Origin of the sequence: Terrisporobacter petrolearius (assembly GCF_020748185.1) — a bacterium.
Lineage (GTDB): Bacteria > Bacillota > Clostridia > Peptostreptococcales > Peptostreptococcaceae > Terrisporobacter > Terrisporobacter petrolearius.
This window is the reverse complement of sequence record NZ_JAHZMO010000047.1, coordinates 1-24,133: the sequence shown is the minus strand read 5'-3', so window position 1 is coordinate 24,133 and position 24,133 is coordinate 1. Positions and strand designations below refer to the sequence as shown.

General features: G+C 28.2%; 18 protein-coding genes and 1 other annotated feature. Of the genes, 2 read left to right on the top strand and 16 right to left on the bottom strand.

Going from position 1 to position 24,133, the window contains the following annotated elements; translation table 11 throughout:
• Positions 1–145: 145 nt before the first annotated feature.
• From K0040_RS17230 to K0040_RS17220, 3 genes are all read right to left on the bottom strand, one after another.
• Positions 146–1,015 (bottom strand): alpha/beta hydrolase, encoded by an 870-nt coding sequence (locus tag K0040_RS17230; RefSeq protein WP_228109970.1) that lies wholly within the window; start codon positions 1,013–1,015, stop codon positions 146–148.
• 202 nt (positions 1,016–1,217) lie between these two features.
• Positions 1,218–1,901, bottom strand: coding sequence for a zinc ribbon domain-containing protein (locus K0040_RS17225; protein ID WP_228109969.1), 684 nt, complete (start codon positions 1,899–1,901; stop codon positions 1,218–1,220).
• Between the two features lie 14 nt (positions 1,902–1,915).
• Positions 1,916–3,283 (bottom strand): Rcat domain-containing protein, encoded by a 1,368-nt coding sequence (locus tag K0040_RS17220; protein WP_228109968.1) that lies wholly within the window; start codon positions 3,281–3,283, stop codon positions 1,916–1,918.
• Positions 3,284–3,496: 213 nt separating this feature from the next.
• Between K0040_RS17220 and K0040_RS17215 the strand changes: the two genes are divergently transcribed.
• Positions 3,497–4,378 (top strand): MBL fold metallo-hydrolase, encoded by an 882-nt coding sequence (locus K0040_RS17215; protein ID WP_228109967.1) that lies wholly within the window; start codon positions 3,497–3,499, stop codon positions 4,376–4,378.
• A 29-nt stretch (positions 4,379–4,407) separates the two neighbouring features.
• Here K0040_RS17215 and K0040_RS17210 read toward each other — a convergent pair whose 3' ends face one another.
• The 10 genes from K0040_RS17210 to K0040_RS17155 all read right to left on the bottom strand — a co-directional run bounded on the left by K0040_RS17210 (position 4,408) and on the right by K0040_RS17155 (position 20,849).
• Positions 4,408–5,259 carry a patatin-like phospholipase family protein gene (locus K0040_RS17210; RefSeq protein ID WP_228109966.1) on the bottom strand — a complete coding sequence of 284 codons (852 nt, stop codon included), beginning with the start codon at positions 5,257–5,259 and terminating at the stop codon, positions 4,408–4,410.
• Positions 5,260–5,385: 126 nt separating this feature from the next.
• Positions 5,386–7,059 carry a bile acid germinant receptor pseudoprotease CspC gene (cspC, locus tag K0040_RS17205; RefSeq protein WP_228109965.1) on the bottom strand — a complete coding sequence of 558 codons (1,674 nt, stop codon included), beginning with the start codon at positions 7,057–7,059 and terminating at the stop codon, positions 5,386–5,388.
• 11 nt (positions 7,060–7,070) lie between these two features.
• Positions 7,071–9,152, bottom strand: a complete 2,082-nt coding sequence (locus K0040_RS17200; protein WP_228109964.1) for a S8 family peptidase — start codon at positions 9,150–9,152, stop codon at positions 7,071–7,073.
• 438 nt (positions 9,153–9,590) lie between these two features.
• On the bottom strand, positions 9,591–11,696 hold the full coding sequence (locus K0040_RS17195; protein ID WP_228109963.1) for a S8 family serine peptidase: 2,106 nt from the start codon (positions 11,694–11,696) through the stop codon (positions 9,591–9,593).
• An 88-nt stretch (positions 11,697–11,784) separates the two neighbouring features.
• Entirely contained in the window at positions 11,785–13,182 is a 1,398-nt protein-coding gene (gene asnS, locus K0040_RS17190) for an asparagine--tRNA ligase (RefSeq protein WP_228109962.1), read from the bottom strand.
• Positions 13,183–13,383: 201 nt separating this feature from the next.
• Positions 13,384–13,630, bottom strand: a binding site (T-box leader).
• Between the two features lie 165 nt (positions 13,631–13,795).
• Positions 13,796–14,011 carry a CDIF630_02480 family spore surface protein gene (locus tag K0040_RS17185; RefSeq protein ID WP_228109961.1) on the bottom strand — a complete coding sequence of 72 codons (216 nt, stop codon included), beginning with the start codon at positions 14,009–14,011 and terminating at the stop codon, positions 13,796–13,798.
• Between the two features lie 85 nt (positions 14,012–14,096).
• Positions 14,097–15,776, bottom strand: coding sequence for a bile acid germinant receptor pseudoprotease CspC (gene cspC, locus K0040_RS17180; RefSeq protein WP_331476356.1), 1,680 nt, complete (start codon positions 15,774–15,776; stop codon positions 14,097–14,099).
• Between the two features lie 41 nt (positions 15,777–15,817).
• Positions 15,818–19,126, bottom strand: a complete 3,309-nt coding sequence (gene cspBA, locus K0040_RS20785; protein ID WP_316719973.1) for a bifunctional germination protease/germinant receptor pseudoprotease CspBA — start codon at positions 19,124–19,126, stop codon at positions 15,818–15,820.
• Between the two features lie 118 nt (positions 19,127–19,244).
• Positions 19,245–19,454: a hypothetical protein gene (locus tag K0040_RS17160; RefSeq protein WP_074918279.1), complete on the bottom strand. Its 210-nt coding sequence runs from the start codon at positions 19,452–19,454 to the stop codon at positions 19,245–19,247.
• Positions 19,455–19,520: 66 nt separating this feature from the next.
• Positions 19,521–20,849, bottom strand: a complete 1,329-nt coding sequence (locus K0040_RS17155) for an Ig-like domain-containing protein (RefSeq protein ID WP_228109959.1) — start codon at positions 20,847–20,849, stop codon at positions 19,521–19,523.
• 347 nt (positions 20,850–21,196) lie between these two features.
• On the opposite strand from K0040_RS17155, the gene K0040_RS17150 reads away from it, so the two are divergent.
• A complete protein-coding gene (locus K0040_RS17150; protein WP_228109958.1) occupies positions 21,197–22,246 on the top strand; it encodes a PTS sugar transporter subunit IIC in 1,050 nt (349 codons plus the stop codon).
• 97 nt (positions 22,247–22,343) lie between these two features.
• On the opposite strand, the gene K0040_RS17145 is transcribed toward K0040_RS17150, so the two are convergent.
• The 3 genes from K0040_RS17145 to K0040_RS21540 form a co-directional block, all read right to left on the bottom strand.
• Complete coding sequence (locus tag K0040_RS17145; RefSeq protein WP_228109957.1) at positions 22,344–23,411, bottom strand: DUF6398 domain-containing protein; 1,068 nt, start codon at positions 23,409–23,411, stop codon at positions 22,344–22,346.
• A gap of 172 nt (positions 23,412–23,583) precedes the next feature.
• A complete protein-coding gene (locus K0040_RS17140; protein WP_228109956.1) occupies positions 23,584–23,928 on the bottom strand; it encodes a cupin domain-containing protein in 345 nt (114 codons plus the stop codon).
• A gap of 120 nt (positions 23,929–24,048) precedes the next feature.
• Positions 24,049–24,126: an IS3 family transposase gene (locus K0040_RS21540; protein ID WP_369123745.1), complete on the bottom strand. Its 78-nt coding sequence runs from the start codon at positions 24,124–24,126 to the stop codon at positions 24,049–24,051.
• Between the last annotated feature and the right edge of the window lie 7 nt (positions 24,127–24,133).

Below are 24,133 nucleotides of genomic sequence, written 5' to 3'. Positions count from 1 at the left end.
TCTTTTTCCTTCGCTAAGCTTTTGTTTTCTTTTTCCCATAATAAAACAGCCTCCTATAATAATTAAATATTATCATAGAAAGCTGTTGAATTTTGTTATTTACAGAGTTTTTTTCACACACTCTTTGCAAATGCAAACTCTTTTATTATTGTATATTATATAAAAAATTAACTATATTTCTCACTGTTATATCCATTTGTTCATCCCTACTTATTAAAGCCTCTCCATCTCCACCATACATGCCATAATTAGCAAATTGTGAATGATTAGCTCCCTCTATTTCTACATATTTTGTATCTTTTGGTAGTTGTCCTTTAGAATTAATTAATTCTTTATAATCTACAACATTATCTTTGCTTCCCCAAAGAGATAACACTTTGAAACCTAGTTCACTTATATTGTCTCTTGGATATGATGATATTAATACTATTCCTTCAACATTTTTATTGTTTACAGCATATTCACAAGCAACAGTTCCACCTAGAGAATCTCCACCTATAACCCATTTTGTAATTTTAGGATTATCTTCAATTACTTTATTCGCCTTGTTTTTTCCAAAATTAGCATAATTAAAAGGCATATCTACAGCTACTACCTTGTACCCATAACTTGCAACATCATTACATAACTTTGCATAAGATGATGAATCTACTCTTACTCCAGGGTAAAAAATAAATCCTTTTGTTGCACTTACATTCTTGGGAGTAAAGTATGTGTAATCTCCTTTTACAGTAACCTCAACTTTAGAGTTACCTTGTAAATACTTCATATCTTCTTTTTGTAAAGAGTATCCATTGCTTAGCCATATGAAAAAACCTATTACAAATATTGTTAATACAGTTAAAAGAGTTATAATTCTTTTTTTTCTTATTTGTGACTTATTCTCTTTGTTTAGCTTATTATTTTTGTCTGCATTATTTTCATCATTGTAAAGCAAAGGTCTTTCCAACTCCATAGTAATACTAAAAGTATCATATTCACTTTCACTGTTTGACTTTGCTTTCCTTTTTTTCATATTATCCCTCCAAAATTTTTCACTACATTATATTCTACCATATAAATTTAATCATTTCATCTTAATAAATAAATCAAATTTCTTACAATTATTATAATATAATAATCATTATTTACAATATTGTAAATAACAGTTTCTATAATACAAAAATAAGAGATATAAAAAGCTTGATTATTGACTTCTCACATCTCTTATTTTTATTTTATTCTGATCTATTGTCTTGGTGACCTTTTAAAAATTCTCTTCCTTCGATTTCTATAGAATCTGTTTCTATTACACTGTTATTTGTTACTATTTTATCTTGAAAATCATCTTCTTCTAAAGCTATTTCTTCTTTCTCCTTTAAAAACTCCTTCCCAGAATCTTCATCTGTCATGCTTACTTCTGGTACTTCTTCAATTGTAGTATCATCAATCTTTGCTTCTTCATTTACAAAATAAACTTCATCATAGTAGTTTGTAGCTTCTTCTTTTATTTTACTACCACAGCATACACAGAAGTTTGAATCCTTTTCTGTTTCTTGTTTACAATGGTTACAAATTATATAAGATTTTTCTTTTTCAATTAAACTTTTGCCACATTGAGGACAAAACTTTTCATTTTTAAAAGCAATATAACCACATTTACAAACAATCTTGTTACTTTTATTTTCAAAATTTCTAAGTTGCATATGTTTTGTATAAATTTCTATATCAAAATCCTTTATTTCATCACATAATAAGTTAAACTCTTCGTCAATCATTTCGCCTTTTCTTATTTTATCATAAGTCATTATTCCTAATTTTAATAATGCTTGTGCTTTTAAATCTTCATAATCATTTATATGTTTTTTTATTTTTATTTTTTCTGATTCTTTTTGTATATTAGAAAATTTAATATCCTTCATTTTCTTCCTCCAAATTAATTAAAAATATTTAATTTATAACCGATTAAAGTCATTATAAAGCTATATATATATGAAGCAATCAACCCTATTACAAAGTTGAATCCCAATTGCATAGGGCTTAAAGAACTTAGCATAGATGCGGCATTATTTCCTATATAAATAGTTGTTAAAAAACCAATTATAGCCATAATTACTGCATAACATCCACTAAAGATTATCACTGGTTTTATATTTTTGCTCGTATATTTACTTTCAATTTTACAACCAACTATTATGAATATTAAAGCTGATAAAGCCATAATAGCCCCTAAAAGTAAAATTAGATCTAAAGAAATATTTGAATTAAATAAAGATAATATTGATAAATATCCACTACCAAGGCTTACAGGCACTAAATTTGCAAATGACCACAAATACATGGAAAGTTGGCTTAAAAGTATACCTAAAGACACATCATTTGCATAAGAGTTTAATCCTAAATCAAAAACGTAATTAATATTAGCAAAATTAAGTACTACAGATATTATAAAAACTATTATATATCCTGTAAAAATAGTTTTTAAAGCTAGTTTTGATAAATTAGCAACCATGTTTTCTTTTTCATATTCTTTTTTTATCCCCATAAATAACATAGAAATAAAACTTATTACGAATCCTTTAAATAAAACACTAAATGTACTAAATTCAAATAAAATCCCATACCCATTTTTACTAAATCCGTTAGACAAGTTAACTTCCACTTGAGATAATTTAGATATTATACACAGCATAATAGCATAAATTATTGCTACTCCTAAGGAATTTTTCACATGAGCTATAAAAGATGTATTTCTTGTTTTAACAAACATTCTATATGGTAGTATTAGTGACACAATTGGTAATATTAATAAAATTAAAAGACCAAAGTTAACACTTGATTGAGCACTATTCATAAAAAGGGACATAAAAATATTCACACTAGCTAAATTACTAAAAAGCATAATATGTAATGGATTTATTAGTTCATTAATTTGATTATTACTTCCAAATAATATTAATTTAATGATTAAAGAAATAGCAAATAATATTGCAATAGCTAGACCTGCTGCCTTCAATCCATTTCTTAAATCAAAATTCGATGCGATATCTTTAAATCTTGTTTTTTCACCTTCTTGGTTTATAAATTTTTCTCTTTTACTTTTAATATTTTCTAGAACTTCACCACAGTTGCTACAATAAATATGGTTTTTACTAACTGAATTTTCACATTTAGGACAGTTACCCTTTTTGTCTTTTTCTATAGTGAAATAATTAATATTTTCTTTTATATTTAAGCTACCATTTTCTTTTGAATAATTATCATACTTACTTTTATTTAAGTTTTTTTTTATATTCATCTTCATTTTCCCCTCCTGACTCACTTCAAAATAGATTACCTTATTACATTTATGAATTATAGCAAAGTTTTCTTAATTATACCTTAATTCATTATTAATATTTCATTAATTTCTTGTCTTAATACTTACAAATTTGTATACTTTCAACTTATGTTGTTTTAATAATGAATTTTCTATACAATCTTTGTATATACTTGCAAGATACAAGGAGGTGTTAATATGTATGAATTAGTTCAAGCAGGTGAAAAGACCTACTATATAAATAGTCCTGCAAAAATAGGAATTTATAAGATAAATGATAATGATGTGTGTTTAATAGACAGTGGTAATGACAAAGATGCTGGAAGAAAAATAAATAAAATTTTAAATGAAAATAAATGGAATTTAAAACTTATAATTAATACTCATTCCAACGGAGACCATATTGGCGGTAATAATTTTTTACAAAGAAAATGGAACTGCCAAATAATATCAACACCAATAGAAAATACTTTTACTTCCTACCCTATTTTAGAGCCGTCGTTTTTATATGGAGGATATCCTTGCAAAGAACTTAGAAATAAGTTTTTAATGGCAACAGCAAGTAATATTACTGGTGATGTGGATAATAATCTTCCAAAGGGCTTAGAATATATAAATCTTCCTGGTCATTTTTTTCAAATGATTGGAATTAAAACTGATGATAATATATATTTTCTTGGTGATTGTTTATTTGGTGAAAATATAATAAATAAGTACCATCTATCTTTTATTTATGATGTAAAAGAATATTTAAACACATTAGAAAAAGTAAAAAACCTTAAAGGCAGGTTATTTATTCCATCCCATTCAGACACATATGAAGATATTACTTATTTAGCAGATATAAATATTAATAAAGTAAAAGAGATTTGTTATAAAATTTGTGAATTTTGTGAAGATAATTTAATCTTTGAAGAAATTTTACAAAGGGTATTTTCATTCTATAATTTGAAAATGGATTTTAATCAATATGTTTTAATAGGTAGTACTGTACGTTCCTTTTTATCATATCTACATGACGAAGGAAAAATTGATACTGAATTTATAGACAACAAATTAATTTGGAAAACTATTGTATAAAAAAATAAAAAGCACTAATTAAGTGCTTTTTATTTTTCATTTATATATTTTATTAAATCTTCATAACATTCTTTTGCATCATTGTAACCTTCATTATAAAGAGCTTTTAACTTTGTCTTATCTTTTTCTACTCTACTAATACTAACTGGACCTTTTGGTTGTATTACAAAAACTTCACCGCTTTTTCTTTTTTCTTCAATAAAATCTATGGTTCCATTATACATTTTATATCTATTTTCAATTGATTTTACTAAGTTTGGATATTTTTTATATTTCAGTTTAAATAAATGTAAAAAACTAGCCTTCGTCTTTCTATAAGTCTTATCTCTCGTTAATATTACTACATTTTTTTTATGATTATCTTCTATAGATTTTTTTATTGGAATCGAATCACTAATACCTCCGTCTAAATATTTTTCACCATTTATTTCTACAATTCTAGAAAGTAATGGTAGAGAGCTAGACGCCCTAACTGCAACTATATCCTTTTTCATATCTTTTATTTTTACATATTCGGCTTTTCCAGTTTTGCAATTTGTAATAACTGAATAAAAATTACCCTTAAATTTATTAAAAGTATCATAGTCATATAATACTAATTCATTTGGAATTATATCATAAAGCATTTCGGCTCCAAACATATCACCTGTTTTTATTAAACTATTAACACTACAATATCTTTTATCATGAATATAATCTACGATCACTTTCAATGATCTGCCTATTTGCTTTGAGTAATAACTGGCTGCATGACAAGCACCTGCTGATACTGCATAGCAATCTTCAAAATATAAGTCTTTTTCCATAAAAAAATCTAATACTCCAGCAGTATATACACCTCTCATCCCTCCACCTTCAATTACAAGTCCACTATTAATCATCTATTTCATTCACTCCTTAAATTTTCTTCTATAATTAAATATAATTCTTTATATTAATATAGTCAAATAATTTGAATTCCAAAATTAAAAATTATTTATATTTTTATATTAAATAAAGTAATTAAATTATATAAGATTTGCAATGGCTTCTATTGTACTCTTTAAATCTAAATTTCCATAACCATAGGATTCATTTGGATAAATGTATATATCTTGTTTATCTGCACCTAACATTAAAAAAGTTTTTAAAACTTTTGTAGTCATACGACTTTTCTCAAATTCACCTTGTTCGCCTACATATTCCATAATTACAGCTAGTGCGCCACAAACTAAAGAACTACTAACACCCGTTCCTGTAGATGTGGTGTACGATTTATTTATAAATGTAGAAATTAAATCTACACCAGGAGCTACTATATCTGGATTTATTTGCCTTTGCTCTCCTGTAGAACCTTTAGAAGAACCTACCCATAGACTAGAAGTTTTACTGTCATAAGCTCCTACTGTAATTACATTTTCTCCAAACCCAAGCTTAGTTATTGTAAAAAACGAGTTTGGATCTATAAATCTGGTATCCGTTGAAATTAAATTTTTATTAGGAAGATAAATATGAAACTCTTTGCTTATAGTAAATTCCGGATATAACCTTAAAGTCCAGATACCTGGTTTAATATTACCTAAATGTATTCTTAATAATAGGTTTCCAGTAAAAAAATACGGATATTCTATTCTCATAGCATAGGTTGTATTTTCTAAATTAAATGTGCCATAATAAACATAATTGTCTGGAGCATAAGTTAATCTATAACTTAGCTCTCCTGATGGAGATATAATCATGCATCCAAGTTTATCTGGACCTATTCCAGCTACGCTTATATCTAAGGATTTTTGCTCTCCAACTTGTATTTTTATATCAAGATAAGGTTCATTATTAAAACTTCCTTTATAATGAATATCAGTATTTCCTTCATTTCCTGCACCTGATACAAGTATAGTATTTGATCTACTTAAATCAACAAAAGTATCTAAGTAAGTAGTTAAATTTCCCGATGAAGTTTTGGCTCCTAATGTTAAATTTATGATTATACTCTTATTTTCTTTTTCTGCTATATTTAAAACATACTTTATTGCAGCTAGGAAATCAGTATCAACATAATTTTTTATACCTACTTTAAATCTATCCTCATATTCTCTAAGTTTTACAACTACTAATTCACTATCAACTGCCACTCCTGAATAACCAGAATTTAAATTTCCTCTTCCACTACATATCCCTGCTGCAATAGTTCCAGTACCTACTTCATCTTTTGTCAAAGTATCATTATTTTCTTTAATCGCCTTATTAATGTCTTCTCTTGTAAATTCACTTCCGAATATTGCTCCCTTTGGGGGTGGCTTTTTATTGCTACTTTGATCCCATATAGATACAATCTTGCTAGTATTATCATTATTTATAAAGTCTGGATGAAGATATTCTATACCGGAATCTATTATTGCTATTAGTATACCTTTTCCGCTAGCTGTAATATAAGGATTTGTATCAACGTAATTTATTCCCGAAGCTAGTCGTACTGTTTCTCCAATATCTAATCTATTAGTTATATTTATAAGTGAGCTCATTTCTTCTTCTCTTGTATAATAAGAAACTTGTGAAATGGTAGCCAGTATATTTTCGTCAAATAGATCATCTTCATATACTACTGCCAGCCTATTATTTAATATCATAAAATTAGTTATATTATTTCTGGTTAGCCCATCAGCTATATCCCCGGAATATATAATAGTATAAGATTTACTCATATATTTTTCACCTACCTTAGCTGGTAAAATGTACCTTTTATATTTAAAAAACCATAACCTAAATTATTATTAGGATATGATATATTATCAAGTCTTGTAGCTCCAGCTCTTAAATACGTTCTTATTTTTTGAACATATGCTAGTTTAGAATAATTTTCGTTTACAAAATTATTTTGCAATAAATACGCTATACAACCTGATGTATAAGCCGCCGCTGGCGCAGTTCCCGTAATAGTTGCATATCCACCTCCTGGATATGAGGCAATTATATTTACTCCAGGTGCTACAATATCTGGCTTAAATTGGTTATCTATAGTATTACCTCTAGAAGATGAGGGCCATATACTATTATCAATAGTATTATAGGCACCCACAGTAACATTATCATTATATGTGGCAGGATAATTTATAGTCTTATTTGAATCTGAGTTAGTAAATTTTGTACCTAGTTTCAAAGATGCACCGTTTGATAAGTATGCATTATATTCTCCATCTATGATATATGTTCCTGTTAATATTATTTTCCAAATACCCTTTGGCACATTAGTTAATTTAATTATAACTTGTTGCTGTCCAGAAAATAATGTAGGAAATCTATATGTGATTGAATAAATTGTACCTTCTAAGTCCAATATTCCAACTACTGTATTAACAATAGATACATCTACATCTCTAGTTAATTCACCACTAGGTGATAATACAGCCACTCTTGCTATATTTGGTTTGTTAAGCCATATTTCGATATTAATACTTTCTTCAAAATCATTAACTACAAATTCTATAGATTTTACATCATTTTTGTTTAATAACCTTCCACTATTATGGGTATCAGTATTTCCTTCATTTCCTGCTGCATTTACTAAAGAAACTCCTTTTTCATAAAAAGTTAAATCTGTTAAATCTCTTTGTGACACTCCCACAAGACTATTACTTCCAAATCCAAAAGTAACTACAACTGGCTTTTGAAGTTCCCTAGCTTTTTGCTTAATATAATCAAATCCTGCAGTTACCATTGCATTATTATAATTTCCATCAACTTTTCCCATTTTTACTATTATTAGCTCTGCTCCTTCAGCCACACCTACATAATTTTCATTTACTTTTCCCATTCCTGCACATATTCCTGCCAACATCGTTCCACTTCCCTCATCATCAACTGATAATGACTTGTCATTATTTATTATTGCATTATTTATATCTTCTTTAGTATATTCATTACCAATGTAGAATCCTTCAGGAGGTTTTCCATCTTTACTTTGATCCCATATTGATTCAATCTTTGTTGTATTGTCATCATATATAAAATCTGGATGTAAATAATCTATTCCTGTGTCAATTAAACCAATTAATACTCCTTTTCCATTTAAAAATAAGTTTGGATTATTTTTAAAAAAATTCACTCCTATTTCTTCATTTGCGTTAACACCATCTTCAGTCCCCTGTGAAATAATGGAAAGAGAGTTGTATATTACAAGATTTAGCGTTAAATCTATACTGCTAATAGATAGCACTTTTTTAAACGTTTCTACTGAATTGATATCTTGATGATTAACGTATGCAAATAATACACCTAATCTATCACTTATTTTTAAAAACTCATAATTAGGAGCTATTTCTTTTAAATCTTCTTCGAAACCTGGTTTATATAAAACAACAAAGTCAATCTTAGTATTAAAATACGATGGCAATTGTCTATTTAGTTTCATAAAATTCTTTAAATCATAAAATGCACTGGAATAATTAATATACAAATTAATTATTCCTCTTACTTTTTCCTTAAATTCAAATAAAAGTTTCCATTTACCTTCACATATATATTTTTTTTCATCATCTACTGATAATATAATTTTTATTTTCTTAACGTAACTATTTTCCTCATATATATAAGTCTCTCCCTTTATTTTCACATTGTCTATTTTATTTTTTACAATGGGCATATCATTTGAAATAAATTTAGATTTTTTGTTATTTGGACTTATAATACATACTTGAAAATCTTCATTAAAATCTGCATAAATGTGAATATCAACTTCCCTTTCTTCTTGTTGAACTTGAAAGGAAATAGTTTTATTTGAATCAGCATTAAAACTCATATTTATATTTTCAATATTAATCACCTCCTGTATAAGGCTATATTAATATATATACAAAAAAAGAACTTATTATAATTAAATTATAATAGGTCCTTATATTTTTTATTTCAATTTAGAATTTAAAGTTTTTAGGAGTTCTTTGGCGTGGTATAATGTCGCTTATGTTTGATATTCATATTAAATTATCCCAAATATTAAATCCAATGATTTTATAACTAATAACTCCTTAGGCCTAGCTGTTTTCTTTCTTCACTTCCTAAATCTTATATAAATATAAAATTGTAAGTATCTAAATCAATAAAAATATCTAAGTAGGTAATTAAATTTGTAATTATACTCTTATTTTATTTTTAATCTACACATTATTCATATTTTATCTCCTCTAAAAAATCAAGATTATTCTATAATAGCATAAGATTTACTCATATAATTTTCCACCTACCTCAATTGGTAAAATGATCCTCTTATATTTAAAAAACCATAACCTAAATTATTATTAGGATATGATATATTATCAAGTCTTGTAGCCCCAGCTCTTAAATATGTCCTTATTTCTTGAACGAATCCTAATCTAGGATAATTTTCATTTACAAAATTATGTTGCAATAAATACGTTATACATCCTGATGTATAAGCTGCTGCTGGTGCAGTTCCTGTTACAGTTGCATATCCACCTCCTGGATATGGGGCAATTATATTTACTCCTGGTGCTACAATATCTGGCTTAAGAATATTACTTATAGTGTTGCCTCTAGATGATGATGGCCATATACTATTGCCAATAGTATTATAGGCACCTACAGTAATATTGTCGTTGTATGTAGCAGGATAATTTATAGTTTTATTTGGATCTGAGTTAGTAAATTTTGTACCTGGTTTCAATATAGCTCGATTTGACAAATAAGCATTATATTCCCCATCTATTATATATTGTCCAGTTAATATTATTTTCCAGATACCCTTTGGTACATTAGTTAATTTAATTATAACTTGTTGTTGTCCAGAGAATAATGTAGGAAATATATATGTGATTGAATAAATTGTACCTTCTAAGTCCAAAATTCCAACCACTGTATTATATATAGATACATCTACATCTCTAGTTAATTCGCCACTAGGTGATAATACAGCTACTCTTGCTATATCTGGTTTATTAAGCCATATATCAATATTAATATTTTCTTCAAAATTATTTACTTCTAATTCTATGGTTTTTACATCGTTTTTAAATAATAACCTTCCACTATTATGAGTATCCGTATTTCCTTCATTTCCAGCTGCATTTACTAAGGAAACTCCTTTTTCATAAAAAGTTAAATCACTTAAATTTCTCTCTGATACTCCCGCAAGGCTATTATTTCCGAATCCAAAATTAACTACAACTGGCCTTTGAAATTCCCTAGCTTTTTGCTTAATATACTCGAATCCTGCAGTTACCATGGCATTATTATAATCTCCATTAAATTTTCCCATTTTTACTATTATTAACTCTGCGCCTTCAGCTACACCTACATAATTTTTATTTACTTTTCCCATTCCAGCACATATTCCTGCTAACATTGTTCCACTACCTTCATCATCAATTGATAATGAATTGTCATTATTTAGTATTGCATTATTTATATCGTCTTTAGTATATTCACTACCAATGTAAAACCCTTGTGGAGGTTTGCCATCTTTACTTTGGTCCCATAATGATACAACTTTTGTCGTATTATCATCGTATATAAAATCTGGATGTAAATAATCTATTCCTGTATCAATTAAACCAATTAGTACTCCTTTTCCACTTAAAGATATGTTTGGATTATTTTTTAAAAAGTTTACTCCTATTTCTTCATTTGCATTAACTCCATTTGTGGTTCCTTGTGTAATAATTGAAAGTGAGTTTGGGCTTACAAGGCTTAAAATTCTATCTATACTATTAATAGATAGTGCATTTCTTAACGTTTCTACTGAATTTATGTTTTGATGATTAACATATGCAGATAGCACACCTAAGTCATCACTTATTTTTAAAAAATCGTAATCAGGAGCTATTTCTTTTAAATCTTCTTCAAAACCTGGTTTATATAAAATAACATAGTTATTCGTAGTATTAAAATACGATGGCAACTGTCTATTTAACTTCATAAGCTTTTTTAAATCATAAAAAGAACTAGAAAAGCTAGTATAAACATTAATCGTTCCTCTTACTTCATCCTTAGGTATAAATAAAAGTTTCCATATACCTTCACATATATTTTCTTTTTCATCATTTGCTACTAATGTAATTCTTATTTTCTTATGGTAACTATTTCCATTAAATATATATGTCTCTCCCTTTATTTTAACATTATCTATTTTATTTTTTATAATTGGCATATCATTTGAAATAAATTTGGATCTTTTATTATTTGGGTTTATAATACATACTTGAAAATCTTCATTAAAATCTGCGTAAATGTGGATATCAACTTTTCTTTCTTCTTGTGGAACTTGAAAGTAAATAGTTTTATTTGAATCATCATCAAAATTAATACTTATCTTTTTTATATTAATCACCTCCTGCAAAAGGCTATATTTATATATATACAAAAAAAGAACTTATTATAATTAAATCATAATAAGTTCTTATATTTTATTATTTTAATTAGAATTCACAGTTTTTAGGAGTTCTAGGGAATGGTATAACGTCTCTTATGTTTGATACACCTGTTAAGTACATTATCATTCTTTCAAATCCTAAACCAAATCCTGAGTGAGTAGCAGTACCGAATTTTCTTAGTTCTAAATACCACCAGTAATCTTCTCTATTTAATTCGAATTCGTCGATTCTTTCTAATAATACATCATGTCTTTCTTCTCTTTGAGACCCTCCTATGATTTCTCCAACACCTGGAACTAGTAAGTCCATAGCTCTAACTGTTTTTCCATCTTCGTTTAATCTCATGTAAAATGCTTTTATATCTTTTGGGTAGTCAGTTACAAATACTGGAGCTTTATATATTTGTTCTGTAATATATCTTTCATGCTCAGTTTGTAAATCTATTCCCCACTCTACTGGGTATTCAAATTTTTCTCCACATTCAAGTAATAATTCTACCGCTTTAGTATAAGTTATTCTTACGAAATCAGAGCTTACTATGCTTTTTAATCTGTCTAATAATCCTTTGTCTACAAATGCGTTGAAAAATTCCATTTCTTCTGGACAGTGCTCTAGTACATAACTTATTATGTATTTTACCATATCTTCAGCAAGTTCCATGTTGTCTTCTAAGTCAGCAAAAGCTATTTCTGGTTCTATCATCCAGAATTCTGAAGCATGTCTTCCTGTATAAGAGTTTTCTGCTCTAAAAGTTGGTCCAAATGTATAAACATTTCTAAATGCAAGTGCCATTATTTCTGCGTTTAATTGTCCTGAAACTGTTAAGTTAGCTTCTTTTCCAAAGAAATCTTCAGAGTAATCTATTTTTCCTTCTTCAGTTTTTGGAACATTGTCTAAATCTAGAGTTGTTATTCTAAACATTTCTCCTGCACCTTCACAGTCACTACCTGTTATTATTGGAGAGTGAGAGTATACGAAGTTTCTTTCTTGGAAGAATTTATGTACAGCATAAGCTGCCACACTTCTTACTCTAAATACTGCTGAGAACATATTACTTCTTGGTCTTAAGTGAGCAATTGTTCTTAAATATTCAACTGTATGTCTTTTCTTTTGTAAAGGATATGAATTATCAGATTCGCCTTCTAATACTATTTTTGTTGCATGTATTTCAACAGGTTGCTTTGCCCCTTCTGTAGCTACTAGCTTACCTTCAACTAATACAGAAGAGCTTATTGGTAACTTCCCTATTTCTTTAAAGTTTTCTAATTTATCATCTAAAACAACTTGCATATTTTTGAAGAATGAACCATCATTTAATTCTATAAATCCAAAGTTTTTTGATATTCTAGATGTTCTTATCCACCCAGCTATTTTTACATTTTTGTCTATATATTGTTCTTTATCTCTGTAAAGATCTTTTATTTCTATAAAGTTTTTTTGCATAATTTTACCTCCTACTTAAGTATTTTATCTATTTTATTTAAAAATATTCTTTATTAATATTATACATTAATTAAAATAAGAAAAATATTGTTTAATAAAAACTAATTTTTTATTTTTATTGCCTTAATATTACCTATTTATACAGTTTTAATTAAAGACAGTATATAATAATTAAAATCAAAAAAGCCTTTCATCCTAAATACTTAGGACGAAAGACTATACTTCCGCGGTACCACCTAATTTAACTTTAATCAAGTTCAACTTTACTTATGTACTACTATACATCACCAATATGATAACGGTTTGGCTCCGACTAAATCTACTCTCTTAAAAGATTTCTCTTAGTAGCTCAAGGATGTTTTTCATTATAAAATCTGTACTGGACTCCCACCATCACCAGCTCGCTTTAACTTCAAAATATAATTACTCTTCCCTTCATAGCATTTATTTGTGTTTATTAATTTTGGTAATTTAAATAATATATCAATTAATAAGTAATGTCAATACGTATTTTCTAAATGTTATTACATTTTATGTATAAAATCACGTCCAAACTTATGCTTTGTTTCAATAAATTAAAATAGGGAGTTTCACTCCCTATTTTTTTATTATTTTAAGTTCTACTACCATTATCTACCCAATCTTTTGCTTCTATTACACTTTCTAAAGAAGGAATAGGAACCTTACTATTTGGATACTCCTCATCTTTATCTAGTATGGCTGCTGTATAACCACTATTCACTGGAGTAGTTGAGCATAATCTTTCATTGTCTTTTCCACTAAGTTGTCTATTAACCTCATGATTTGCGTTGTCTTTTTTTGTATTCAAATTGTACCTCCTTTTATCAGCTTTTTTATTATTTTTCACCAAATTACTATAATAATTCATATTTAATTTTAATTTTATAATAAATTTAATCGATATTCTTAGCAATTTTCATTAATGTATTTTGATAATTTAACAAACCATAGCCTTGTGATATGTTTGGGTAGGTATATAAACTATTTTGAGTTGCTCCAATCATTAAATATGTTTTTAGCGGTTCATTATAAAGAGAGTACCTTGGTAAATGAGTTTGCTTTAAAATATACTCCATTATTAATGCCAGGATTCCACAAACTATGGAAGAACTTATTCCACTTCCAGTACCTGTATTGTAAGCATTATTTGGAAAAGTGGAAATAACATCTACTCCAGAAGCTACAATATCAGGTTTAATTTTATTTTCACCATGTGGTCCTTTTGATGATCCAAGCCACATGGAATTTGTCTTTTCATTGTAAACTCCCACAGTTATTACATATTTTAGAAGTCCAAACCTTGTAATAGTATAAGAGGAATCTCCATCTAAGAATCTGGTTGTTGGGGATATAATATTTCTATTTGGTATATATAAATTGTAATTACCATTTATAATATACTCTGGAATAATTCTAATAGTCCATATGCCTGGCTTAATATCATTCAGTTTAATTTTTATAACAGTACCACCTGATAACAGCCACGGTAGAATATATTCCATAGAATAATTTGTATTTTCTAAATTGAAACTACCATTAATTTTATAATTATCAGGAACATATTCAGACAATTGACTAATTTCACCTGATGGTGATATTATGGCTACCTTAACTTTATCTGGTCCAAGAAAATTTATAGTAATATCAATATTTTTACCTTCTCCTTCTTGTAATATAACATCTTGGTAATCATTTTCGTTAAATGATGTACCTTTACTAAATTTACCATAGTAATGTGTATCTGTATTTCCTTCATTTCCTGCACCACTTACAATTACTGTTCCTGATTGAGATAATTCTGTAAAAGTATTAAGAATTGATAAATTATATATGGATGTTGATGTGGCGCCTACAGAAAAATTAATTATTAAAGGCTTATTTAATTTTTTTGATACTGAAATCACATAAGATATAGCTGCCAAAAAATCTGAACTCTCATAATTTATTCTATCTTTACTATACGTGTCTTTGTACTTCCTTAATTTAACTACTATTAACTGGGCATTTGGAGCAATTCCTTTATAAGTCTCTTCTATTTTTCCTCCAGAAGCAATAATTCCAGCTGCTATAGTTCCTGTTCCAATTTTATCTATACATAAATCTCCATTGTTATTTTTTATTGCCTCGTTTATTTCTTCATTTGAATATTCTGAGCCAAAAGTCATACCAATTGGTGGATTTGATTTATCACTTTCTTGATTCCATATGGATACTATTTTACTAGTACCATCATCTTTTATAAAGTCTGGGTGTAAGTAGTCTATTCCAGAATCTATGATGGCAACTAAAATACCTTCTCCAGTTAAATTCGCATAAGGATTGATAAAATTACTTATACCAGAAGCATCTAAAGTATTTACTCCATCTTTTAAATTCTCTGTAATATTAATTAGTGTACTCATAGATACAGATTCTTCCCACCAATCTATCACATCTATGCTATTAAGTTTCTTTGAATCATAATCTTTAGGTGTATAAATAATCCCAGCCTGCTTATTTAAAGGTATAAAGTTATCTATACCATTATCTTTTAGACTATTTTTAACTTCTTCTATTGGCAATTTATATAATATAATATATGAATCTTCCTTTATTCTAATTTTTTATTCACCTCCTATCTAAATTGTTCAAATGTACCTTTAACATTTAATACGCCATATCCTCCTATATTATTAGGATATATTGTACCTTCATTTCTTCTTGCACCTAGTTCTAAAAATGCTTTAACATTAGGTATGAATCCTTGTCTTGGATATTTATTGTCTACTATTGTATATTGATAAAATAAGGCGCAGGCTCCACTTACATAAGCTGCTGATGCTGCTGTTCCTGTTAATTTACCATAAGTATTATTTGGATATGGTCCAATTATATTTACCCCAGGAGCTATAATATTAGGATTTAACTCGTCTTGTATATTAGGCCCTCTAGATGATGGTGGCCATATATTATTATTTTGCAAATCATATGTTCCTACTGATATAAGATAATCTTGAATTGCCGGGAAGTTAACAGTATAAAATGGGTCTGAATTCGAAAAATTTGTTCCCTCATTTAAAAAAACCTTATTATCCATATAGATATTGTATTTCCCGCTTATTATAAACGCCCCTGTTAATCTTATTTTCCATCTACCTCTTGTTATATTATAAAAAATAATTTGCACTAATTGTTGACCAGAGAAAATAGTTGGATATACATAACTTATTATATATTTAGTATTTTCAAAATTAAATTCTCCATCGACTGCTATATAATAACTTACATAAATGTCCTTACTTTCTTCTCCAGTTGGAGATATAATTTTTACATTTATTTCATCTGGTCTATCTACCCATATATAAACTCGCAAAAAAGGTTCAGTTTTTGTTACTTCAAATTCCACATCCCTACTTTCTCCCACGCTATTAATTCTTCCAGTAGTATGAGTTTGAGTATTAGCTTCATTTCCAACTGCCCCAACTTCACAATATCCTTTTAATAAATTTAGCTCAGTTCCTACAATTCCACTTATATATCCCCCCTGTAAAATATTGCCTACAGAATCAGTCATTATTATAGGCTTTTTAAGTTCTTGTGATTTAGAAATCGCATACTGTCTTGCTATATAAAAATAAGCATTATTTGTAAAACCTTCTTCTGTTTTTAATTTTACTATTACTAATTCTGCCTGTGGTGCCACACCTTCGTACTCTTTTTTTACTCTACCAAGCCCTGCACATATTCCACTAATCAATGTTCCACTACCTGTTTCATCTTCTGTTAAACTATCATCCTTTGTAGCTATAGCTCTATTAATATCTTCTTTTGTATATTCTGTCCCTATAAAAAATCCATTAGGAGGGTTTCCTTCTTTCGTCTGATCCCATATATAAGCTATTTTACTAGTTCCCTCTTCATATATAAAATCTTCATGTAAATAGTCTATACCAGAATCTGCTATACAAATAAGTACCCCTCTTCCTGTTATATCCATATTAGGATTATTTTTTATAAAATTAACACCTATTTCCTCATTTGCATTTACTCCTCCAGTTTCTCCCGGATATGGTTTACCTAATGGATCCATACTTACAACTTCGGTTGACCTAACAGTAACTTCTGATTCAAATAATTGTAATAAGACATCTTCGCTACTGTTTTTAGTATTTAAAATGCCTGTATTTTCCGATAGCCTTGTAAAATCATTTTCTAATCCTATTCTTTTTAATTCATCTAAAAACCCTTCTCTTGTGATAACAAAAACATCTTTGTTAGTGTCATTGTCTCTAATATTAATGTCATTACTATTCTTACTGGTTCTAAATAAACCATCAATTTCATTATTTATATAAGATCGAAGTGTAATATTTCTCATGTCTAAAAATCCATAACCCAGTTCATTTGATGGATAAGACTGTCCTTCTATTCTTCTTGCACTATCTAGTAAAAGAGCTTTGGATCGTTGAGAATACAAAAACAAATCATTTCTTTTAACTATCCCCCACTCCATTAACAAGGCACACACTCCCGTTACATGTGGGGTTGCCATACTTGTGCCTGTAAGTGCTCCTGTAGTTCCCCCCGGTAAAAATGATAAAATATTTTCACCAGGAGCCAATATATCTGGTTTATAAATTCCTAAACTTGCATCTCCTCTTCCCGAAAAAATTGATACTGTATCTGTCCTTGAGTCAAAACTTCCTACTGTTATAACCCTAGTTGCTGTTCCTGGAACTGTTACTGTTAATATATTACTAGGTGAAAGAAATCTTGTATTTGGACTTATACCTTCTGATGTTGGTAAATATAAGTCTATTTGCCCATTTACTATTTTTATTGGACTAAATCTCAGTCTCCATATTCCCGAGTTTATACCTTGTTCAAGCGACATAGTAGATAACCTTATGGTAACTCTTCTGGCAAGAGAATATGGTTCAATTGGATAGAAAACTCCTGTAACTATTGTGTTGCCCAAGGTATTATTCAAATTAGGATTATCCATTGATAAAGCCTGAGATGATTGATTCGATGGATTTGTTACTGTTATTGAAAACTCATCTATAAAATTGGGCCAAATATTTATATTAATAATCATTTCATCTTCACCAATAACAATTTCCACATCTTGATCTAAATTTTCTGTAAGTTGAATTCTTTTATGCCCTCCTTTATTGGCATTGTTACCTGCTGCAACTACTATATTGTTTTTCCAAAATAAACATTTATCATCAATATATTGTTCAAACAAGGATAAACCTCTATGAGATCCTTCATTGCTACCATAACTAATATTTATTGCTACCGGCCTCGTTAATTCAAGTGCTTTGTCTAAGATAAATTTAATTGCCCTCATAAACTCCGTACTTCTAGAATAATAATCTGTCTGTCTATTCCCAACTCTAACAAAAATTATATCCGCATCATTTGCAATACTCGCAGCTATTCCTGATACATGAGTCCCATGAGCTGCTGTTATTGATATGGGTATATCTTTTTCACCATTTATAGCTTGATTTATATCTTCATTAGTATATAAAGATCCTGATTTAAATCCCTCTGGCGGTGTTCCTTTAATAGATTGATCCCATAAATATAATATTTTTGACTTTCCACTAGCATCCCTAAAAATAGGAATAGTATAATCTATACCAGAGTCAATAAGACCTAAAATTGTACCTTTTCCAGTTAATCTTGTTCTGAGTTTAAAACCTATTATACCTGTACCAGAAAAACTTTGTACATCTTGTGTTTCTAATATAAATGGTTTCTCCACGTATTCTATCTCACTATAATTTAATAATTCATCGAATTTACTTGGATTATCGGCTATTATTATGGCATAAGTAGGGCTTAATATTTCAACATCCACTCCTAGTTCATCTTCTAGCTTTAAGATATCACCATTATATTTAACAACTACTTCATAATCTATATTAATCACCTCCCTTTATAAGTAAATAAAATTCTATATTAATTATATTAGTTATTATGAATATTTATGATGGTTGAAGGTTTTAATTCATGAAAAAAGCCCCATATAAAATGGGACTTAAAGTCTATTACTGATGGGTATCTTCAATTTTTTTACTTAGCCTACCCATCATATTTTTAGAAAAATTTGAGATTTCTTTTGGAACACATTTTGACTCAGCTAATAAGCAATATATCTCTAAGGCTCTTTTATAATCTCTTTTACCAGCATAAGCCTTATATGCTTCTTCTGCAAGATTTTTAGATATCTCGTTAATTCTCTTAGCTCTTCTTTCCAATATAATTCTCTCCTAAATTATTCTTTTTACTAATATATATTAGAATATCTATATATTATGAATAAATTAAGTTTGATCCTTAGGTACTTCTTCTTTTTCTTCCTCATCTTCTTCATCTTCTTCTTCATCCTTTATAATAGTATCTTTTATACTCTCTATATTACTTGGCTTAGATGTTCCTTCTTCATTTCTTCCAACTACGTATATTTCATATGCTATCTCCTCAATATCTTCATCTAAATCTATGTTTATCATAATATTTGAGTTTTTTAGAAAAGATTCTTGAGTTATAGATTTATATAACTCAAATCCTGAATCACCTTTTATATCATCTTTGATATAAATATCATAATTTGTAGCACCATTTAAAATATCCCAACTTAAAGCGATTTTAAGCTTATTATCTTCAATAATGTATTTAGAAAACAAATTTCTCACCATACTATTTTCTAAAGTTCCTTCTTTTACATTTATTGTTACTACTTCAATTCTCTTATTTTCTCCTTCTCCACAGCTTATGGTTATTTTTTCACTGCCTTGTCTTATACCAACTATAGTTCCATCCTCCTCAAAAGTTACTGCCCTTTCAACAGGTAGCTTAGATTGAGAAAATTTATATGAAATTCTTGGTGGAGTTAAATTTTTAGGAGCAGTTATTATTTTAGGTTTTAACTTTATAGCTTCTCCTACTGCTATATCAAAACTATTATTTATTTCAATACCTTTAAGTTTAGCTACAATATTATATCTTCTTGCCTCAACTTTATCCTTTGATTTTGCATATATTGTTGCTTTTCCAACTCCAACAGCTTTAATTTTATTATTAATCACTTGTAATACATTTTCATTTGAACTTTCATAAGTTACATTATACGAATTATTAAATTCTTTATAATCTACTTCTACAGAACTACTAATCTCTGCTTCATCACCAACGTACTTTAATGTACCATCCACAGATACATTTAAATCTTCTATAGAAGGGTCAACAACTCTAATAGTTGCCTTTTGAAGTACTCGAGAATTTTGCATAATTGCCACGGAAGTATAACCAGTTTTTAACGCTTTTAATATCACGGTATTTTTTTCTTTATTATTATTGTTTTTAAGTCTTATTGTTTTTGTATTGTCTAAAATAGTAAACTTTATATTTGGATCTTTTGCATAGCCAGGAATTTTAATATAATCTCCTGCTGATAATACTACGTTGTCCCCAAGTTTAACTACATATTTATCTATATCTTGTATATACTCTCCTTCTATTATCTTAATGTTTACACCTTTAATCATAGGAGGTATATCTCCAGACTTAAAAAGATAATATTGAACAAAAAATAATAAAGGAAGAAGTACAACAATGAATATAACTTTTTTATCTTTATCAACTTTTTTCATCTCCACCCTCCTTAAATCAATGTTGTTTAATCGTACTAATATATCTTAATATAATATTTTTATTTACTATTATAATTATTTATATCTATTATAAATCCTTGTAATATTTATAATAAATATTATTTCAAAATAATTCAAATTGTCTTATTAAATCTCACTATTTTTCATTTTCAATTTATTATAAATGATAACAATTATCTTCTTTTTCTTCTATAGTTCAATTATTATCATTATTGTGATTTTTAAAACTAAATATTTTTATGTTAAATTATTAATAATATTTGTATATAAAAATAAAACTAATTATAATATTTGTAAAGGTGATTATTGTTGAAAGGAGTTTTATAATGGGGAAATTTAGAAATAGGCGAAGCCTAAAACAACTCGCTAAAGATAAAAATATAGAAATATCTGTACAAAGGTATTTAATTGATGCCTTAAGCTATATGGCTCTTGGACTTTTTGCTTCATTATTAATCGGTACTATTTTTAATACTTTAGGAGATAGGCTTGGAATAAGTTTATTTACAGATGTAATAAATCCACTAGCTAAACAAGTTACAGGTCCTGCAATTGCTGTTGCTATTGCCTATGGACTTCAAGCACCTCCTTTGGTTATGTTTTCTTGCGCCTTAGTTGGTGCTTGCGGAAATGAGTTAGGCGGTCCTGTAGGAGCTTTTGTAGCTACTATATTTGCAGTTGAGTTTGGTAAAATTGTTTCTAAAGAAACAAAGATTGATATACTTGTAACTCCAGCAGTGACTATTATAATTGGTGTTTTAGTTGCACAGTTTACTGGTCCTGCCGTATCTGCATTTATGACTACATTTGGAAATCTAATTATGAAAGCAACTGAAATGCAGCCTATATTTATGGGTGCTTTAGTGGCTGTATTAGTTGGAATAGCCCTAACCTTGCCAATAAGTAGTGCAGCCATTTGTATAATGTTAGAACTTAGTGGACTAGCCGGTGGTGCTGCGACAGTTGGTTGTTGTTGCCAAATGGTTGGTTTTGCAGTAATGAGCTATAAAGAAAATGGCATGGGTGGCTTGTTTGCACAAGGAATAGGAACTTCTATGTTACAAATGTCAAATATAATAAAGAACTGGAAAATTTGGATACCTCCAACATTAGCATCAGCTATTATTGGACCTTTATCTACTACAGTATTTAAAATGGAGAATATTCCAATAGGTTCTGGTATGGGTACTTGTGGCTTAGTTGGGCAATTTGGTACTGTTACAGCTATGGAGGCTGCTGGAAAAGGTGGTTCTATGATGTGGATAGGAATTTTGCTTCTTCATTTTATTTTACCAGCTATCTTAACTCTTACTATAGCTAAGTTTATGAGAAATAAAAATTTAATAAAACCTGGAGATTTAAAACTTGATATATAAAATTATGCGCCAACAACTTGGTCCGTTGCTTAAAATTCCCTTCCCTCATGGGCAAGCCATATATTAGTATAAAAAATAAGGCTGTATAAACACAGCCTTATTTTTTTAATACATTTTTTAATAACCAATCTATAGATCCTTTAGTTTTTTTCCATAAGTTTATTGACTCTTCACAATAGAAGTTTGCTTCGTTAAATAATACAGGGTTTATATATACTCCTGACATTTGCATAAAAGCAGTCCATTTTATTAATTTTAATGCTATATACTTATTTGTATTTACTGCATCTTTTAATGCATCCTTTGCCATAAATATATTGTTGTTTTTGTAGTAGTATAAAGCTTTACTGTATAACCATATTGCAGTTTTATCATCTTTATATCTTGCAAATAAATCATTTATTTCTTTTCTATCATTTTTATCTATAAACATATTTATTAATTTATATCTTATACCTTGATGGTCTTGTGGATTTAAATTCAATAATAATTCATATACTCTTTTAGCCGAATCATAGTCTTTGTTATTATTAAATAAATTTCCTAAATCTTGTAAAGCTATCATATATGGTTTTGTTATTTCATCTTCCCAATATATAACTTCACCATTATTTTCAATCATTTCAACTGCAACTTTTATAGCATTTTCAAAGTTTTCAACTTTTTCTTTTAACTCATTTGATTCATGAGCTAATTGCATGAAATGTTGATACAATTTTTGTTTTTCGTCTTTTACTTCTTCAACTTGTGATTCAGTTGTTACAGCAACTTCTTTTTTAGCTACTATTTCTTCTTCTTCTACATTATCAGTCGTATCATTTGCAGAAGTTATCATTACTCTTACGTCATTTTCTTGTAAGTTTAAGATTTCTTTAACAGTTTCAGCTTTATTTTTTATCGTTCCTGCTGATACTCCTATTTTTTGAGAAAAATCTTTCTTTGTCATATACATTGAATGTTTTTTGTTAAATACTCCGTTCATATCTAACACTATGTTTAATATAGAAGCAGCCCATATATCAGTTCTTGAAGTCTCTAATATTTCTCTATTTGCATCTTCTAGTATGTCTAGGATTTCCGTACTCTTTTGTGTAAAATCTTTATTTAAGTTTTCATTTGAGAAATCCATTATTATATCTTTTATTTGTGATTTCGTATTGCTCATTTAAATCCTCCATATTATATTAAAATAACACTATTTACTATTATAACATTTTTTTCAAAAATGTATATTTAAACTTTAAAAATGTTTAATATATGATAATAAAATTATACTATATTACAGGTTAAATTTTAATTTGTAATAAAAAACTCTAGGAATATCCTAGAGTTTTTTATTACTCATTTATTACAACAGCTATAAATTCTAAATCTTCATTACCTATATTTTCTATGCAGTGTTTGTTTCCATCAGCAGTGTATATTGCATCACCTTCATGTACTTCTACAAACTCATCATTATCTAAAACTTTTCCTTTACCCTTTGTTATGTAATAAATTTCAAAGTCATCTATATGGTCATGCATTCCTATAGAATTTCCTACTGGTATGGTTATTTTTGAAAATAATTTTGCCTTTCCCCTTAAGTTGTCACCTTCAACTATAAATTCTCTTTTAACTAATCCCTTTCCATCTTTTAAATTAGATTCATCTGTTCTAATTTGTGATTTTCTTATTATCATATAAAAAACCCCTCTCTTTATAATACACACATAAATAATACCAAAATTATTAGTTTTTATCAATAAAAGCTCCTTCATTAGTTATGACCCTGTCAAGTAGACACTCATAAAAAAGGCACTTTAAGCGGCATGTGTTCGGTATTCAACTGGACTCATGCCATTTTTTATTTGTACACGTTCGTGATTGTAGAAATAAATATATTCC